This window comes from Actinokineospora sp. NPDC004072 (genome assembly GCF_053604195.1).
On sequence record NZ_JBSGHB010000004.1, the window covers coordinates 147,728 to 163,080 of the forward strand.

At 72.7% G+C, this 15,353-nt stretch carries 18 protein-coding genes; 5 read left to right on the top strand and 13 right to left on the bottom strand.

Going from position 1 to position 15,353, the window contains the following annotated elements; all coding sequences use genetic code 11:
- Positions 1–97: 97 nt before the first annotated feature.
- The 13 genes from ACWEPX_RS07775 to ACWEPX_RS07835 form a co-directional block, all read right to left on the bottom strand.
- Positions 98–1,021 (bottom strand): GGDEF domain-containing protein, encoded by a 924-nt coding sequence (locus ACWEPX_RS07775; RefSeq protein WP_451896311.1) that lies wholly within the window; start codon positions 1,019–1,021, stop codon positions 98–100.
- A gap of 155 nt (positions 1,022–1,176) precedes the next feature.
- Positions 1,177–1,620: a hypothetical protein gene (locus ACWEPX_RS07780; protein ID WP_451896312.1), complete on the bottom strand. Its 444-nt coding sequence runs from the start codon at positions 1,618–1,620 to the stop codon at positions 1,177–1,179.
- A gap of 2 nt (positions 1,621–1,622) precedes the next feature.
- Complete coding sequence (gene dusB, locus ACWEPX_RS07785; RefSeq protein ID WP_451896313.1) at positions 1,623–2,756, bottom strand: tRNA dihydrouridine synthase DusB; 1,134 nt, start codon at positions 2,754–2,756, stop codon at positions 1,623–1,625.
- Positions 2,757–2,793: 37 nt separating this feature from the next.
- Positions 2,794–3,528, bottom strand: coding sequence for an ESX secretion-associated protein EspG (locus ACWEPX_RS07790; protein WP_451896314.1), 735 nt, complete (start codon positions 3,526–3,528; stop codon positions 2,794–2,796).
- A complete protein-coding gene (locus ACWEPX_RS07795; RefSeq protein ID WP_451896315.1) occupies positions 3,528–5,018 on the bottom strand; it encodes a hypothetical protein in 1,491 nt (496 codons plus the stop codon). The genes ACWEPX_RS07790 and ACWEPX_RS07795 overlap by 1 nt, the downstream gene beginning before the upstream one ends.
- A gap of 9 nt (positions 5,019–5,027) precedes the next feature.
- Positions 5,028–5,582 carry a DUF3558 family protein gene (locus tag ACWEPX_RS07800; protein ID WP_451896316.1) on the bottom strand — a complete coding sequence of 185 codons (555 nt, stop codon included), beginning with the start codon at positions 5,580–5,582 and terminating at the stop codon, positions 5,028–5,030.
- A 28-nt stretch (positions 5,583–5,610) separates the two neighbouring features.
- Complete coding sequence (locus ACWEPX_RS07805; RefSeq protein WP_451896317.1) at positions 5,611–5,997, bottom strand: hypothetical protein; 387 nt, start codon at positions 5,995–5,997, stop codon at positions 5,611–5,613.
- Positions 5,998–6,156: 159 nt separating this feature from the next.
- The gene (pstB, locus tag ACWEPX_RS07810) at positions 6,157–6,933 is read right to left on the bottom strand and encodes a phosphate ABC transporter ATP-binding protein PstB (protein ID WP_451896318.1); all 777 of its coding nucleotides are present in this window, start codon (positions 6,931–6,933) and stop codon (positions 6,157–6,159) included.
- A gap of 10 nt (positions 6,934–6,943) precedes the next feature.
- A complete protein-coding gene (gene pstA / locus ACWEPX_RS07815) occupies positions 6,944–7,855 on the bottom strand; it encodes a phosphate ABC transporter permease PstA (protein ID WP_451896319.1) in 912 nt (303 codons plus the stop codon).
- Positions 7,852–8,805 carry a phosphate ABC transporter permease subunit PstC gene (pstC, locus tag ACWEPX_RS07820; protein ID WP_451896533.1) on the bottom strand — a complete coding sequence of 318 codons (954 nt, stop codon included), beginning with the start codon at positions 8,803–8,805 and terminating at the stop codon, positions 7,852–7,854. Before pstC ends, pstA begins: the two co-directional genes overlap by 4 nt.
- Before the next feature lie 100 nt (positions 8,806–8,905).
- The gene (pstS, locus tag ACWEPX_RS07825) at positions 8,906–10,036 is read right to left on the bottom strand and encodes a phosphate ABC transporter substrate-binding protein PstS (RefSeq protein ID WP_451896320.1); all 1,131 of its coding nucleotides are present in this window, start codon (positions 10,034–10,036) and stop codon (positions 8,906–8,908) included.
- Between the two features lie 205 nt (positions 10,037–10,241).
- Entirely contained in the window at positions 10,242–11,126 is an 885-nt protein-coding gene (gene mshD / locus ACWEPX_RS07830) for a mycothiol synthase (RefSeq protein WP_451896321.1), read from the bottom strand.
- A gap of 10 nt (positions 11,127–11,136) precedes the next feature.
- Positions 11,137–11,850, bottom strand: a complete 714-nt coding sequence (locus tag ACWEPX_RS07835; protein ID WP_451896322.1) for a winged helix-turn-helix domain-containing protein — start codon at positions 11,848–11,850, stop codon at positions 11,137–11,139.
- Positions 11,851–12,187: 337 nt separating this feature from the next.
- On the opposite strand from ACWEPX_RS07835, the gene ACWEPX_RS07840 reads away from it, so the two are divergent.
- The 5 genes from ACWEPX_RS07840 (at position 12,188) to ACWEPX_RS07860 (ending at position 15,268) form a co-directional block, all read left to right on the top strand.
- Positions 12,188–13,057 carry an LmeA family phospholipid-binding protein gene (locus tag ACWEPX_RS07840; RefSeq protein ID WP_451896323.1) on the top strand — a complete coding sequence of 290 codons (870 nt, stop codon included), beginning with the start codon at positions 12,188–12,190 and terminating at the stop codon, positions 13,055–13,057.
- On the top strand, positions 13,054–13,470 hold the full coding sequence (locus ACWEPX_RS07845; RefSeq protein WP_451896324.1) for a TlpA family protein disulfide reductase: 417 nt from the start codon (positions 13,054–13,056) through the stop codon (positions 13,468–13,470). Before ACWEPX_RS07840 ends, ACWEPX_RS07845 begins: the two co-directional genes overlap by 4 nt.
- A gap of 216 nt (positions 13,471–13,686) precedes the next feature.
- On the top strand, positions 13,687–14,121 hold the full coding sequence (locus tag ACWEPX_RS07850) for a DUF4395 domain-containing protein (protein ID WP_451896325.1): 435 nt from the start codon (positions 13,687–13,689) through the stop codon (positions 14,119–14,121).
- Complete coding sequence (locus ACWEPX_RS07855; RefSeq protein WP_451896326.1) at positions 14,118–14,951, top strand: sulfurtransferase; 834 nt, start codon at positions 14,118–14,120, stop codon at positions 14,949–14,951. The genes ACWEPX_RS07850 and ACWEPX_RS07855 overlap by 4 nt, the downstream gene beginning before the upstream one ends.
- An 11-nt stretch (positions 14,952–14,962) precedes the next feature.
- Complete coding sequence (locus ACWEPX_RS07860; protein WP_451896327.1) at positions 14,963–15,268, top strand: DUF1416 domain-containing protein; 306 nt, start codon at positions 14,963–14,965, stop codon at positions 15,266–15,268.
- The last annotated feature ends 85 nt before the right edge of the window (positions 15,269–15,353 follow it).

Below are 15,353 nucleotides of genomic sequence, written 5' to 3' on the forward strand. Positions count from 1 at the left end.
TCCCTGACGACCACCGCCCGGCTATTAGCCACAGACCGTACGCAGAACCGCCGACCGGATTACCCCGATCGGGCGACTCCCGCACGGGGGATGGTGCTCAGCGTGCCGCCACCCGGAGCGGGGCCACGGCGCGCCGCCCCGCCGCCGGTCCGGCCAGGTGGGGCTTGCCACCGGCGAGGTACGCGACGGCGTTGCGCCCGGATTGCTTGGCCGTGTAGAGCAGGCCGTCGGCTTCCCGAAGTTGCCGCTCCGCGGATGCCGGTGTGTCCTCCACCACGTCCGGGGCGGGTGCGTGCGCCAGGCCGACGCTGACCGTCACGCGCAGGCCGAGCACCAGCGTGGACCACGGGTGGCTCTCCACGCGCGCCCTTGCGGCCTCGGCAAGGTCGACCGCGGTCGGACCGTCCACATCGGGCAGCACGAGCACGAACTCCTCGCCGCCGTAGCGGGCGCAGAACGCGCCCTCGGGCAGGTCCTGCTGGAGCAGCTCGACCACCCTTTGCAGGACGCGGTCGCCGACCAGATGGCCGAAGGTGTCGTTGACCTGTTTGAACCAGTCGAGGTCGACCAGCGCGACGGCCAGCCCGCCCGCGCCGCCGCTCTCGGCGAGCACCTCGATGAGCCTGCGGTCGAGGTAGCGGCGGTTGTAGCTGGCGGTGAGGCTGTCGCGGATGCTCTGCTCCTGGGCCTCGGCGTGCTCGCGGCGCAGCCGGTCCACCTCGCGGCGGAACTGCTCGGGGATGGGCGGCGGCGCGGTCAGCTCCGACATCAGGTCCAGCGCGGAGCGCAGGTGCTGGTACGCCTGCCGGTACTGCCCGCGGGAGGCCAGCAGGGTGGCGATCGACTCGTGCAGGCTGACGAGGTTGGCGGTGTCGACGGGCGCGTCGGCGGCGTCCGCGGGCTCGCTCAGGTCGGGCCTGCGCAGCGGCACGGTGGGCTCGCTGACCCGGCGGTCCCGCCAGGCGCGCTGGTCGGGCTCCGGCTCGGCCACTCCTCGTCCCAGTGCGGACACCGCGGTCACCTCCCTACTTACGAGTGTGTCGTCCGGAATGAAGGTCCGCTTGAGCCGACGGGACGCTTGAGCGGGGTAATTCCCCCTACCGGTGGATACGCGACCGTCGGGGGTTTCGCGGTGTCGCCAACCGTGAGCCGATCACTGCGACATTCGGGTGTCACTCATTCGGCGGGACACGGCGAGAAGCCGTATGCCTCGCCGTCGAGGAGGACTACCCGCTGGGAGCCGATCTGCTCACCAAGAGTCGTGCTGTCCCGACGGATCGTCACCGTCACGGCGATGACGTAGACCTCCCCGCGGGGGACCTCGACGGACTTCTCCGGCTTCCACTCCGGATCCGGGCGCAGCGTCGACGCGACCGGGGTCATCCGGACCACCAGGTCGTCGAGGTCGCAGAACCGGTCGGTGAAGTCGGGGTGCTGGGTGCGGCGCAGGAAGTCGGCCTGCTCGCCCGGCCCGTCCTCGCCCGCGGCGTTGAGCGCGGTGAAGTAGGCCAGCACGCGGTCGCCTGCCGCGTCCCCGCCCGTCGCGGGCACCGCCTCGCCGCCGATGGCCGTGGAGCACCCGCAGGCCAGCACCGCGGCCAGCACCGCCAATCGCCGCACGCTCAGCCCCCGGAGTGCATCAGCTCGGCCCCGACGGGCACCGCGGTGTCCTCGGGGTCGTCGAGCCACCCCTCGGGCAGCACGACCTTGCCGGGCGAGCCCTGCCGCCCGCGCGGGCCGTCGGCGTCGGCCGGGTAGGGCACGTCCGGGTCCAGCTCGCCGACCAGCTCTGCCAGCTCCGCCAGGCCGCTGACCAGCGCGAACCGCTGGCGCAGGGTGGCCCCGATCGGGAAGCCGCGCAGGTACCAGGCCATGTGCTTGCGCAGGTCGCGCAGCCCCTTGTCCTCGCCGAGGTGGTCGGCGAGCAGCTCGGCGTGGCGGGTGAGGATCCGGCCGACCTCGCCCAGCGACGGCCCGTCGGGGATCGGCCTGCCGGTGAACGCAGCGTGCAGCTCGCGGAACAGCCAGGGCCTGCCCAGGCACCCGCGGCCGACGACCACGCCGTCGCAGCCGGTCTGCTCGACCATCTTCAGCGCGTCCGCCGCGCTGAAGATGTCGCCGTTGCCCAGCACCGGGATGCTCGTCACGGCCTCCTTCAGCCGCGCGATCCGCGACCAGTCGGCCTCCCCGGAGTAGCGCTGCGCGGCGGTGCGGGCGTGCAGCGCGACCGCCCGCGCGCCCTCACCCTCCGCGATGCGGCCCGCGTCCAAATAGGTGATGTGCTCGGCGTCGATGCCGACGCGGAACTTGACCGTCACGGGGATGTCGCCGGCGGCCCGCACGGCGGCGGAGACGATGTTGCGGAACAGCCCGCGCTTGTACGGCAGGGCCGCGCCGCCGCCCTTGCGCGTCACCTTGGGCACCGGGCAGCCGAAGTTCATGTCGATGTGGTCGGCCAGGCCCTCGCCGACGATGATCCGCACCGCCTCGGCCGTGGTGGCCGGGTCGACGGTGTAGAGCTGCATGGAGCGCGGGTCCTCGTCGGGCCCGAAGGTGATCATCTCCATGGTCTTGGCGTCGCGCTCGACGATGGCCCGCGCGGTGATCATCTCGCAGACGTAGAGCGAGGTCGGGCTGCCGAACTCCCGGCACAGCGTGCGGAAGGCGACGTTGGTGATGCCCGCCATCGGGGCGAGCACGACCGCCGGGTCGACCGGGTGGGGGCCGATCCGCAGGGCGGGCAGTCGCGGGGTCACGCACCCATTGTGACCGATGGCCGCGGGCCGCCGACGGCTAACGGGTGGTCGCGGGCAGGCGGGCGGACTGGATCAGCTCGTCGAGCTGGCGGGTGAGCCGGGCGGTGTCGGCGGGGGCGTAGGTCGCGCCCCGGTCCGGCCGGGCCAGGGTCAGGTAGCGGCCCGCGTCGGTGTCGATCCAGCCGAGGGTGTCGCCGGTGCTGAAGGTGAAGAACCCGAAGCCGGTGCGCGGGCGTTCGAGGATGCTCGTCGCCAGGCGCAGGTGGGTCTGGGCCGCGGTGCGCGGCGGGCGGACCGGCCGGGCGAAGCCCTCGCGCTCGGGCTCGGGGGCGGGCGCGGTGATGTGCACGGACTGGCCCGGCCCGGCCGCGGCCGGGGGCAGCAGGGCCACCATCGCCCTGGCCAGGCCCGTGGCGCCCACGAGGTCGAAGCGCACGCTCTGCCCGTCCTGCACGGCCAGGACACCCGAGTCGCCGCGGGCCGCGGCGCGGGCGCGCAGGAGGGCGCCCGGGGTGGGCGAGCCCGCGATGGCGATGCCCGCGTTGGCGTCCGCCGCCAGCCGCAGGGCGCGCTCGACCCGGCGGTCCAGGCCGTCCGGGCCGAGCAGGCCGCGCTGGGCGAGGTGGGCGAACACCGCCTTGGCGATGCGGGTGCGGTCCTCGGCGGTCTGGCCGACGCTGGGGATCTCGAACGGGTAGTGCCTGCAGGTGATGCCCAGCAGCTGGGCGAGCACGTCGACCGCGGCCAGCGAGAGCGTGAACGATCTGGCCATCAGCCGCCGATCACCGGGGGCGCGGTGGTCTCGCCCGCCCCGAACACCTCGTCGGGGTCGGGTTCGAGCAGGTAGGACGGGCGCTCGTGCTCCTCGTCCTCGGCGCCCTGACCGCGGGCCTGCGGCGGCGCGCCCATGCCCGCCATGCCCGCGCCCGCCCGGCCCGCCGCGGCGCCCACGCCCCTGGCGGCGGCCTGCTCGGCGGCGAGGGCGCCCGCGCCGAAGCCCACGCCCGGCGGCCTGCCCGTGCCCCCGGTGCCTGCGCCGCCGCCCGATGGGATGCCCGACCTGCCGCCCAAGCCGCCGCGCACGCCGTCGCCGCCGAGGCCCATCGGCGGCAGCCCGCCGACCGGGACGGCACCGGCGTGCGGGCCCGCGGTGGTCGGGGTCGGGCCGGTGATTTGCCCCGGGGCGGCGGGGATGGCGGGGTCGTACCCGCCGGGGGTGGTGGCGCCGTTGTCGCCGGGCATCGGCGGCGGCTGGTTCGGGGTGCGCGGGGGCGGCACCGTCGGGTCGCCGCCGCGGTCGCCGTCGGGGCGGTCGGGTGGCGTGGGCGGGGTGTAGGTGTCGCGGGGCTGCTGCTGCCGGGTGTCCGCGTCGGAGCGCGGCTCGGTCCGGCCGGGGTCCTTGACGCTGACATCGGTGTCGCGCGGCTGGTCGACGGTGCGGGCGTCGTACTCCTGCACCGCGTCCTGCCCGCTGTCACCCGCCATCGTCGGCGGCGCGGCGAAGGCAGGCATCACCGCGGCTGCGCCCAGCCTGCTGTCGTAGGCCCCCACGACCCGGGCGGCGGCCTCGTGCGCGGCCTGGCTGGCCTGGTAGTCCCGCTGGTAGCCCATCGCCTTGGCGGCGAAGGACAGCGGGTCGGTCGTGGTGCGCAGGTCCTGCATGGCCGCGCCGTAGTCGAACGGCACCTCGTCGGGCATGGAGTTCTTCGCCTCGGCCAGCGCGGCCGAGTGCAGCGCCAGCTGCGTCCCCGCGTACTGCGCGCTCTGCCCGGCGCGGCCCACCCAGTTCCCCGTGTCGGCCATGAACTTGCGCGCCGCGTCGCCCGCCCGCCCCTCCCACTGCGTCTGGCTGCTGGTGATCGCCGCGGCCACGTCGTTCTGGAACTTGACCATCGCGTTGCCCGCCTGGGTGTACAGGTCGCTCATCGCGCCGACGTCCTCGGGGCTGACGTCCTGGGTCACCATCGGCTTGAGCTGGGCGTGCGGGTAGCTCAGGTAGTTCGTGCACTGCATCGCGGGCGGCGTGCGCATGTCCACCCCGGCGGCGAGGTCGCTGGCCTGCGCGGCCAGCTGCTGGCTGAACCGCTGGTCGATCTCGCTGCCGCGGGTCCACCGCAGCACCAGCTCGCGGAACCACCCGGCCTGCTCGATGTCCCGGTCGACGCCCCGCTCGGCGTCCAACCGCACCTCGTCCCTGGTGAGCGAGGTGTCCCGCCGGTCGATGTACCACCGGTGGTTCGGGTCACGAGTCGGGTCGGTCATCGCCACTCCCTACGGCAACTCGGGCTCCACGAGCTGGGCCAGTTCCAACGCCACCGGGCACAACTTCTCCCCGTCATCCCCCACCACAGCCGCATCCACCCGCGACGTCTCCGTCACCGCCAACGCGACGAAGCACGACGCACCGCCGACCCCGACCCCTTCGACGGCCTCGCGCGAGTTGACCTGAAGCGGGCGCAGGGCGCGGTCGGACACCGCTTGGCCGACGCCGACGCGCTCCCACACCCCGACGGCGATCGTGTAGCTGTCGGCGACGCTGCCCTTGCGGACCCGCCACTGGCAGTACCTCGCCCCACCCTGCTCCCGGTCCTGCGCCTCGCCCGTGACCTCCATCGCCGACCGACCCGACGCGGTGAGCAGGTCGCACGGGTCGATGGCGGCGAGGGGGGAATCCCCTGCCTGCTCGGCCGTGGTGGGCTGGTTCTGGTTTCCCGAACCGGTGTCCCCGGAGGCGGGCTGGCGCACGGGGTCGCCGGGGGTGGTGGTGGAGCAGGCGACGGCCAGCGCCGCGGTGGCGGCAGCGATGGCCAACAGCGACTTCCGCACGATCAGGGCACCCTTTCGGCAGCGGTGGTCAGCGGAGGCTGTCCGCGTTCTGCTTCTCGGTCTGCTGGTAGTTGGCCATCGCCTGCTTGATCCCCTGCTCCGCCTGCCGCAACGCCTCCCGGAACTGGCGGAGCTGGGTGATCAGGCCGTGCTCGTCGGACGCGACCTGCCGCAGGTAGGGCTTCATGGTCTGGGCGTTGTTGCTGCTGCCCAGCGGCGGCGCCTGTTCGAGGAACTGCAGGTTCATGGCCTGGTCGTCAACCCAGTCGGCCATTTCGTAGATGGCTTTGAGGAGGGCTTCGCCGCCTTCCTCGCTGACGGCGAAGCCGCCTGCCTGGGCGGTGGCGGCGAAGCCCGCCATGGACTTGCCGATCGTGGTGCCGATGCGCGCGCCGCCTGCGTCGTCGACATACATCGTTGACCTCCGAGTCGGGTCCGACCCCTCTGCGCACCGTACCAATCACCCAGGGTGGTCGTCGCGGGTGAGACGCGGGGTGTTCGGTTGCCAGTTCCCGGGCAGTGCGAACAGGCCCCCGACCGGAGTAGTCGGGGGCCTGTCGGCGTGGAAGGCGGTTCAGCCGAAGCGGCCCGAGATGTAGTCCTCGGTGGCCTTCTGGGCCGGGTTGGAGAAGATCCGCTCGGTGTCGTCGATCTCGACCAGGCGGCCGGGCTGGCCGACGCCCGCGAGGTTGAAGAAGGCGGTCTGGTCGCTGACGCGGGCGGCCTGCTGCATGTTGTGGGTGACGATCACGATCGTGTAATCCTGCTTGAGGACCTGGATCAGGTCCTCGATCGCCAGCGTGGAGATCGGGTCGAGGGCCGAGCAGGGCTCGTCCATCAGCAGCACGTCCGGCTGCACGGCGATCGCCCTGGCGATGCACAGGCGCTGCTGCTGGCCGCCGGAGAGGCCGCCGCCGGGGCGGTTGAGCCGGTCCTTGACCTCGGTCCACAGGTTGGCCCCGCGCAGCGCGCGCTCGGCGATGTCGTCGAGCTTGCGCTTGTCCTTCTCCCCGGCCAGCTTCAGCCCGGCGACGACGTTGTCGCGGATCGACATGGTGGGGAACGGGTTGGGCCGCTGGAACACCATGCCGATGGTGCGCCGCACCGACACCGGGTCGACCGAGCTGGCGTAGATGTCCTCGCCGTCGAGCATGACGTTGCCCTCGGCGCGGGCGCCCGGGATCACCTCGTGCATGCGGTTCAGCGAGCGCAGCACGGTGGACTTGCCGCAGCCGGACGGGCCGATGAACGCGGTGACGCTGCGCGGGGGCACGGTCAGCGACACGCCGTCGACGGCGTGGAACTTGCCGTAGTACAGGTTCAGGTCCTTGACTTCGATGCGCTTGGCCATCGTTACCCGCTCACTTGGTCTTCAGGGACGTCATCCGCGAGATCAGCGATCCCAGCAGGTTGAACACGGTGATGATGAGGATGAGGGTGACCGCGGCGCCCCACACCCGGGCCTCGCCGACCTCGTTGATGGTCAGCCGCTCGGAGTTCATCAGCAGCGGCAGCGAGGCCATGTTGCCCGCGAACGGGTCGTAGTTGATGAACGAGGTGTAGCCGACCAGGATCAGCACCGGCGCGGTCTCGCCCATGACGCGGGCGATGGCCAGGCTGATGCCGGTGATGATGCCCGACAGCGCCGTCGGGATGACGATCTTGACGATGGTCTTCCACTTGGGGATGCCCAGCGCGTAGGCCGCCTCGCGCAGCTCGTCGGGGACGATCTTGAGCAGCTCCTCGGTGGTGCGCACCACGACCGGGATCATCAGCAGCACCAGGGCCAGCGACACGGCGAACGCGCTGCGCGGCAGGCCGAGGGTGGTGATCCACAGGGCGTAGATGAACAGCGCGGCCACGATGGACGGCACGCCGGAGAGGATGTCGACGGTGAAGGTCACCGCGCGGGAGAGCCTGCTGCCGCGCCCGTACTCCACCAGGTACACCGCAACCAGGATGGCGATGGGCACGGCGATGACGGCGCAGATGAGCCCTTGGACGAGGGTGCCGTAGATGGCGTGGTAGACCCCGCCGCCGAACTGCCGGGAGGTCAGCCCGGCCAGCGAGTGGGTCCACCAGTCCGGGCTCAGGACGTGCTGCAGGCCCTTCACCACGACGGTGACGAGCACCCAGATCAGCGGGGCGAGCGCCAGCAGGAAGGTGCCGACGATCAGCGTCGCCGCGACCCGGTTCTTCATCCGGCGCCCGGTGCTGATCTCCTGGAAGGCGGGCGGGGCCGCGGGCCGGTCCAGGTCGGTCGTGGCCGTCATTCGTACTCCTTGTGCCCGGCGACGATGGAGCGGGCGATCGCGTTGACCACGAACGTCAGGACGAACAGCACGAGACCGGCGGCGATGTAGGCCCCCGCCCCGCGCGGGTCGTTGAACTCGGGGGCGGCGCGGGCGATCTTGGAGGCGATCGTGTCGCCGCCGTCGAACAGCGACCAGCCGAAGACGTCCGCGGTGGAGGCCAGGATGATCATGACGGCGATGGTCTCGCCGAGCGCGCGGCCCAGGCCGAGCATGGACGCGCTGACGTAGCCCGCGCGGCCGAACGGCAGGACGGTGGTGCGCACGACCTCCCACTTGGTCGCGCCCAGCGCCAGCGCGCCCTCGATGTGCATGGTGGGGGTGCGGTCGAACACCTCGCGGGTGATGGCGGTGATGATCGGCAGCACCATGACCGCCAGGACGATGCCCGCGGTGAAGATCGTCTGGCCGATCACCACGCTGGTGTTGCCCTCGGCGAAGATCGGGATCCAGCCGAGGTTGGTGTTGAGCCACTGGCTGATCGGCGCCAGCGCGGGCGCCAGCACGTAGGCGCCCCACAGGCCGTAGATGATCGAGGGCACCGCGGCCAGCAGGTCGACCAGGTAGGCGAAGGGCCGGGCCAGGTTGCGCGGGGCGTACTGGGTGAGGAACAGCGCGATGCCCAGCGCGACCGGCATGGCGATCACCAGCGCGAAGACCGAGCTGAACACGGTGACCAGCAGCAGGTCGAGGACGCCGAAGGCCAGGTTCTCCGGGTCGCTGGCGTTCCAGCTGCGGCTGAACAGGAAGCTGGCGTTGTTCTGCGCGAGCGACGGGATCGCCTGGATCAGCAGGAACACGCCGATCAGCGCGATCATGATGACGACGAACCCGCCGGAGCCGACGGTCAGCGCCTTGAAGATGCGGTCACCCGGGCGGGTGACGGTCGGGGTGTGCTCGGTGGATGTAATCGTCGCCTCCGTCGAGGTGGTGGACGCCGAACCGCCCCGGCACCCGATCTGGGTGCGCGGGGCGTGCCGGATTATCCGTGCTGGCAGTCTGCCATCGCGGTCAGGCGATCGCCTTGACGGCGTTGAGCAGCTTGGTCTGGAACTCCTGCGGCAGCGGCAGGTAGCCCGCGTCGACCAAGCTGGCCTGCCCGGTGGTGGCCGCCGTCGTCAGGAACGCCTTGACCGCCTTGGCGGTGTCTGCGTCGTAGCCCTTGGAGCAGACGATCTCGTAGGTGGCCAGCACCAGCGGGTACGCGCCGGGGGTGTTGCTGGCGTAGAGGTCCTCCAGGTCCAGGCGCAGGTCGTTGCCCTCGCCTGCGATCTTGGCCGCGTCGATGGCCTTGCCGCCGGACTCGGCGGTCAGCTCGACCGGGCCGGAGCCGCTGTCGATCTTGGCCATCGCCAGGTTCTTGTCCTGGGCGTAGGACCACTCGACGTAGCCGATGGCGCCGTTGCCCGCGGCGACGGCCTCGGCCACGCCCGCGGAGCCCTGCGCGCCCTGGCCCACGCCGCCGTTGAAGGTCTTGCCGTCGTCCTTGGTCCAAGCGCCCTTGCCCGCCGCGCCCAGGTACTTCTGGAAGTTGTCGGTGGTGCCCGACTCGTCGGCCCGGTAGACCACGGTGATGTCGGTCGCGGGCAGCGCGGCGCCGCTGTTCAGCGCCGCGATGGCCGGGTCGTTCCACTTGGTGATGCCGCCGGAGAAGATCTTGGCCAGCACCTCGCCGTTGAGCGCGAGGTCGGTGACGCCCTCGACCTTGTGCACGACCGCGATCGGGCCGAAGACCAGCGGCAGGTTCCACGCCGGGTTGCCCGCGCAGCGCTCGGCGGCCTTCTCGACCTCGCCCTTGTCCGCCTTGAGGGCCGAGTCGCTGCCGCCGATGTCGACCTGGGCGGCGATGAACTGCTTGACGCCGTTGCCAGAGCCGGACGGGGTGTAGGCCAGCTGCTGGCCGGCGCACGCCTGGCTGTAGGCGGCGATGAAGGCGTCCATCGCGCCCTTCTGCGCTGAGGAGCCCTCGGCGGTCAGCGCCTGCTTGCCGCCGCACTCGACGGCGGCGGTGCCGGTCGGGGCGGGGGCGCCGGAGTTCTGCCCGGCCCCCTGCGGGGCGTTGGTGTCGGAGCCGCAGGCGGACAGCGCCAGTGCGCCTGCCGCCACCATGCCGAGCACGTTGGCGTACCGCTTGATCTTCACTGGTGTTCCTCCAGCAGGAGCATCGCCGATTGGCGCGGCGTCACGCTCTGTGCGCCGTCGTCCCGGACGCTAAGCAGCAGTGGTGGACGAACACCCCTGTAGAGGTGAACGGGGGATGAACAAGGCAGCTCATGTGACCGGGCCGACGTTTCCGGGCCGTTCCCGTGTCCTGGCCGTGACCTGCGCGTTCGCCGAGCGTGACCGGCTATGCGCCATTCGGCGGGACGGCGGCGTACTGGATGTCAGCGGCCGAACGGGTGAATCCGAGCCGCCGGTACACCGCCACCGCGGGGGCGTTGTCGGACTCGACGTAGAGGATCACCGAGCGTCGCCCCTGCCGCCGCAGGTGGGCCAGCCCGGCCAGGGTCAGCGCCCGGCCCAGCCCGCCGCCCTGCGCCGCCGGGTCCACCCCCACCACGTACACCTCGCCGGTGCCGTCGGGGTGCACCTTGGTCCAGTGGAAGCCGACCACCGCGCCCGCGGCGTCGACGGCCAGGAAGAACCCGTCGGCGTCGAACCAGGGCTCGGCCTCGGTGGCCGCGACGTCGGCCGCGGTCAGCGCGCCCTGCTCCGGGTGCCAGTCGAAGGCGCGCTTGTTGACCGCCACGACGGCCTCCTCGTCCTGCCCCTGCACGAAGGTGCGCACCGACACGCCCTGCGGCCACACCGGCTCGGGCAGGGGCTCGGCGAAGTCCAGCCGCATCTGCCACAGCTCCCGCACCCGCGCCAGGCCCTGCCGCTCGGCGATGCGCGCCGCGGCCGGGTGGTCGCCGTGGGACCAGAACCGCACGTCGGCGGGGGCGGTGGCGCGGATCTCGGCGACCAGCGCGGTGCCCAGGCCGCGGCCGCGGTCCTGCGGGCGCACGTAGACCTCGGCGACCTGCCTGCCGAAGGCGTCGCCGCCGGTGTCGAGGTGGCCGTAGCCTGCCAGCCGGTCGCCGTCGGCGGCGACCAGGTGCCGCCCCCCGCGCAGCTCCGGCGGCAGCGCGCCGCCGGGGTCGAGGTCGGGGCGGCCGTCCGCGGCGGCGACCGCGGCCAGGAACTCCCGGAGCAGGGCGGGGTCGATCTCGTCGTGCCAGGTCAGGTCCACCCCACCGAACCTACCGCGCGTAGGCGCGCTCCTCGGCCTCCCGGCGCTGCCCGCCCTTGGGCGGCTGCACGAACTTGTAGCCGACGTTGCGCACGGTGCCGATCAGCTGCTCGTGCTCGGCGCCGAGCTTGGCGCGCAGCCGCCGCACGTGCACGTCCACGGTCCGGGTGCCGCCGAAGAAGTCGTAGCCCCAGACCTCCTGGAGCAGCTGGGCGCGGGTGAACACGCGGCCTGCGTGCTGGGCCAGGTACTTCAGCAGCTCGAACTCCTTGTAGGTGAGGTCGAGCGGGCGCCCGCGCAGCCGGGCGGCGTAGGTGGCCTCGTCGATGACCAGCTCGCCGAGGCGCAGCGCGCCGTCCGCGCCGCCGCCTGCCTGCCCGCGCGAGCCGAGCAGCCGCAGCCGGGCGTCGACCTCGGCCGGGCCCGCGCCGGGCAGCAGGATCTCGTCGATGCGCCAGTCGGCGGTGATGGCGACCAGGCCGCCCTCGTTGACCACGGCGATCACCGGGGCGCTGTCGCCGCCGCTGGTCAGCAGCCTGCACAGGCCCTTGGCCGCGGCGAGGTCGGTGCGCGCGTCCACGATGACCGCGTCCCGGGAGCCCGCGTCCAGCAGCGCGGTGACCTCGGGGGCCTGGGTGCGCACGGAGTGCGGGAGCAGCATCAGCGAGGGGAGCACCGACCCCGGCTCCGGGTCCGCGGTGAGCAGCAGCAGGTCCAGGCTCATCGGCGCCTCCTGACGTTGAGCGCCCGCTCCGCGTCGTTGGGGTGCGGTTCCCGGCTGGGATCGGCATTGGCGATGCCCAGGAGGATAAACCGCGGACACGGCGGTTGTCGCCCGCGTGAAGCCTCTGTCACAGCCGCGAAACCCCGCCTACCTGCGGGTATGGGCTGTGTTACAGCGGCGTTAACGCCCAGTCGGCACCGACTGCGCCCGGGCGTCCGGCGGCCTCCGGGAAGCGGTTTGTGAATGTCGGGTAACAGGGCCTCCCGACGTCGTTCCGCCTGCCGGGCCGGGCCTGACTACCCTGGACGCGGACCGGTGGCGACCATGAGGACGGCGGATGACCACGATGACCAACCCCGCACCCCGGGCCACCCCCAAGCGGCGCCGGTCCAAGGCGCTGCGCCGGACCGCGGTGACCCTGGTCGTGCTGGGCGGTCTGCTGGTGGCCGCCGACTTCGGCGCGGCGGCCATCGTCGAGCACGAGGTGTCCAAGCAGGCCCAGCAGCAGTTCAACCTGCGCGACCACCCGGCGGTCAAGATCGGCGGGTTCTCCTTCCTGCTGCAGGCGTTCTCCGGGGAGTACGAGTCGGTGACCGTCGACGCCCAGGGCGTGCCGGTCAACACCCTGCGCGACGTGGAGGTGCACGCCGAGCTGCGCGGGGTGCAGGCCCCGCTGTCCGACGTCATCGGCGGCACGCTCGACGGGGTGCCGGTGCGCGAGGTGCGCGGCCAGCTGCGGGTGAAGGCCACCGACGTCAACCGGGCCATCCAGGCCAACGCCCAGCCGGTGCTGGCCTCGATCACCAACCTGACGATCGCCCCGGCCGCCGAGGAGCTCGTCGAGGACCCCGACGCCGAGGTCACCGCATCCGAGGCCGAGATCGCCGACCGGGCGGGCAAGACCGCGGGCGTCAAGCTGTGCGGCACGGTCGACGTGGCCGGGCAGGGCACCGAGCTGTGCGTGTTCTCGCTGATCGCGCTGAACAACGGCGGCATCGCGGTGCAGCCCAAGCGGCTGGAGCTGAAGAACAAGATCAGCAGCGCCGAGCTGCCCGTGGCCATCCAACGCAAGGTGCTGCCGCTGTTCGCCGTCGAGCTGGACCCGGGCGAGCTGCCCTTCGCCGTCACCCCGACCGAGGTGAAGGTCGAGGCGGGCGTGCTCGCGGTGCAGGGCACGGCGAAGGACATCGTGCTGGGCCAGCAGTGACCGGCCTCGTCGTCGCGCTGGGCGCGCTGGCCGCGGCCACGGCCGCCGGGCTGCTGATCAGGGCCCGCGCGGGCCGGGTGCGGGCGGCGCGGACCGGGCCGCAGGCGCCCGCCGAGGTGCTGGCCGCGCTCGACCCGGCCGCCGCGATCACCCTGGTGCAGTTCTCCACGGCCTTCTGCGCGCCCTGCCGCCACACCCGGGTGCTGCTGGCCGACCTCGCCGGGCGCACCCCGGGGCTCGCCCACGCCGACATCGACCTCACCGACCGCCCCGAGCTGGCCCGGCGCATGGCCGTGCTGCGCACCCCCACCACCGTCGCCGTCGACCCGGCGGGCGCGGAGGTGCTGCGCGTGCACGGCGTGCCCCGCCGCGACGAACTGCTCGCCGCTCTGCGCGGGCGGCTGCCCGCCTGAGCGGTCCCACCAGCACCAACAGGAACGTCCCAGTACGTGGACGGGCCGTTCCCAGCCCGAGGAACGGCGGTAGGCTCGCCGCCGTGACCAAGTACCTGACCAGGCGTCGCGCGGTGGACTTCTGCCGCGTCGACAGCAGCCTTTGTCGGGGACCGCGCGCCCTGGCGGCCTGACACCGCCCGCGTAGCACGTCCCCCGGTTCAGGAGGTCCCCCGAATGTCCCCAGGCGTCGACCCGCGCGGTCCGCGCTTCACCGCGTGGGCGACCAGCGCGGTGCTGGTGGGCGTGCTGGTCTCCGGCTGGTGGCCGCTGCTGGCGGCGCAGACCGCCGCGTTCGCCGCGGCCGCGGCCTTCGGGCCGGGCTGCTCGCCGTGGGCGCCGCTGTTCCGGCTGCTCGTCGCGCCGCGCCTGGCGCCGACCGACGAGCGCGCCGACCCCGCGCCGCTGCGCTTCGCCCAGGCCGTGGGCGGCGCGCTCGCCGCGGTCGGCACCCTCGGCTACGCGCTGGGCGCGCCCGCGCTCGGCATGGCGGCCACCGCCCTGGCGCTGGCCGCCGCCTTCCTCAACGCCGCCTTCGGCTTCTGCCTCGGCTGCCAGCTCCACCTGTTGATCAACCGTCTCTCTACCAAGGAAGTGGGAACCGCCCGATGAGCCGCGAAGACGTGCTTGTTTCTGCCGCGTGGGCAGAGGAGAACCTCACCGCGCCCGGGGTGGTGTTCGTCGAGGTCGATGAGGACGCCAGCGCCTACGACGCGGGCCACATCCCCGGCGCGGTCAAGGTCGACTGGAAGAAGGACCTGCAGGACCCGGTCCGCCGCGACTTCGTGGACCAGGCGGGCTTCGAGAAGCTGCTGTCCGCGCGCGGCATCGGCAACGACGACACCGTGATCCTCTACGGCGGCAACAACAACTGGTTCGCCGCCTACGCCTACTGGTACTTCAAGCTCTACGGCCACCAGGACGTCAAGCTGCTCGACGGCGGCCGCAAGAAGTGGGAGCTCGACGGGCGCCCGCTGGACACCGAGGTGCCCAACCGCCCGGAGACCACCTACACCGCCAAGCCGCAGGACAAGTCGCTGCGCGCCTTCCGCGACGAGATCGTCGACGCCATCGGCGCGAAGAACCTCGTCGACGTGCGCTCGCCCGACGAGTTCTCCGGCAAGCTGGCCGCCCCCGCGCACCTGCCGCAGGAGCAGGCCCAGGTCAAGGGCCACATCCCCAGCGCGATCAACGTGCCGTGGAGCAAGGCGGCCAACGAGGACGGCACGTTCCGCTCCGACGACGAGCTGCGCGAGCTCTACAAGGGCGCGGGCCTCGACGAGGGCAAGGCGACCATCGCCTACTGCCGCATCGGCGAGCGCTCCTCGCACACCTGGTTCGTCCTGCGCGAGCTGCTGGGCTACCAGGACGTGAAGAACTACGACGGTTCGTGGACCGAGTACGGCTCGCTCGTGGGCGTGCCCGTCGAGACCGGCAGCTGAGAGGACGGCAGATGAGTTCCTGCGGAGCCCCCGAGCAGACCGCCGCCCTCCCGGCGGGCGTCGACCCGGGCAAGGAGATCGTCCTCGACGGGACGGTGACCAGCGCGGGCGCGCCGGTCGGCGGCGCGTTCGTGCGCCTGCTGGACGCCTCCGGCGAGTTCACCGCCGAAGTCGTGTCCTCCCCCGAGGGCGTGTTCCGGTTCTACGCGGCCCCGGGCAGCTGGACCGTCCGCGCGCTGCACCGCGACGGCAAGGGCGAGGCCACCGTGGCCGCCGACGGCCCGGGCGTGCACCCGGTCGCCATCGCGGTCGCCTGACCGCACCCCAGCACCACCCTTCGAGAGCCCCCGGGGACGCCCCGGGGGCTCTCGTGCTCTGCGCCACGCCCGACCGGCCGCCCGC

Excerpts from the sequence above, each read along its gene's own strand:
- ACWEPX_RS07790 (WP_451896314.1), bottom strand. The coding sequence starts at position 3,528 with ATGGCCAGATCGTTCACGCTCTCGCTGGCCGCGGTCGACGTGCTCGCC.
- ACWEPX_RS07795 (WP_451896315.1), bottom strand. The coding sequence starts at position 5,018 with ATGACCGACCCGACTCGTGACCCGAACCACCGGTGGTACATCGACCGG.
- ACWEPX_RS07805 (WP_451896317.1), bottom strand. The coding sequence starts at position 5,997 with ATGTATGTCGACGACGCAGGCGGCGCGCGCATCGGCACCACGATCGGC.
- pstB (WP_451896318.1), bottom strand. The coding sequence starts at position 6,933 with ATGGCCAAGCGCATCGAAGTCAAGGACCTGAACCTGTACTACGGCAAG.
- pstA (WP_451896319.1), bottom strand. The coding sequence starts at position 7,855 with ATGACGGCCACGACCGACCTGGACCGGCCCGCGGCCCCGCCCGCCTTC.
- ACWEPX_RS07835 (WP_451896322.1), bottom strand. The coding sequence starts at position 11,850 with ATGAGCCTGGACCTGCTGCTGCTCACCGCGGACCCGGAGCCGGGGTCG.
- ACWEPX_RS07840 (WP_451896323.1), top strand. The coding sequence starts at position 12,188 with ATGACCACGATGACCAACCCCGCACCCCGGGCCACCCCCAAGCGGCGC.
- ACWEPX_RS07850 (WP_451896325.1), top strand. The coding sequence starts at position 13,687 with ATGTCCCCAGGCGTCGACCCGCGCGGTCCGCGCTTCACCGCGTGGGCG.
- ACWEPX_RS07855 (WP_451896326.1), top strand. The coding sequence starts at position 14,118 with ATGAGCCGCGAAGACGTGCTTGTTTCTGCCGCGTGGGCAGAGGAGAAC.
- ACWEPX_RS07860 (WP_451896327.1), top strand. The coding sequence starts at position 14,963 with ATGAGTTCCTGCGGAGCCCCCGAGCAGACCGCCGCCCTCCCGGCGGGC.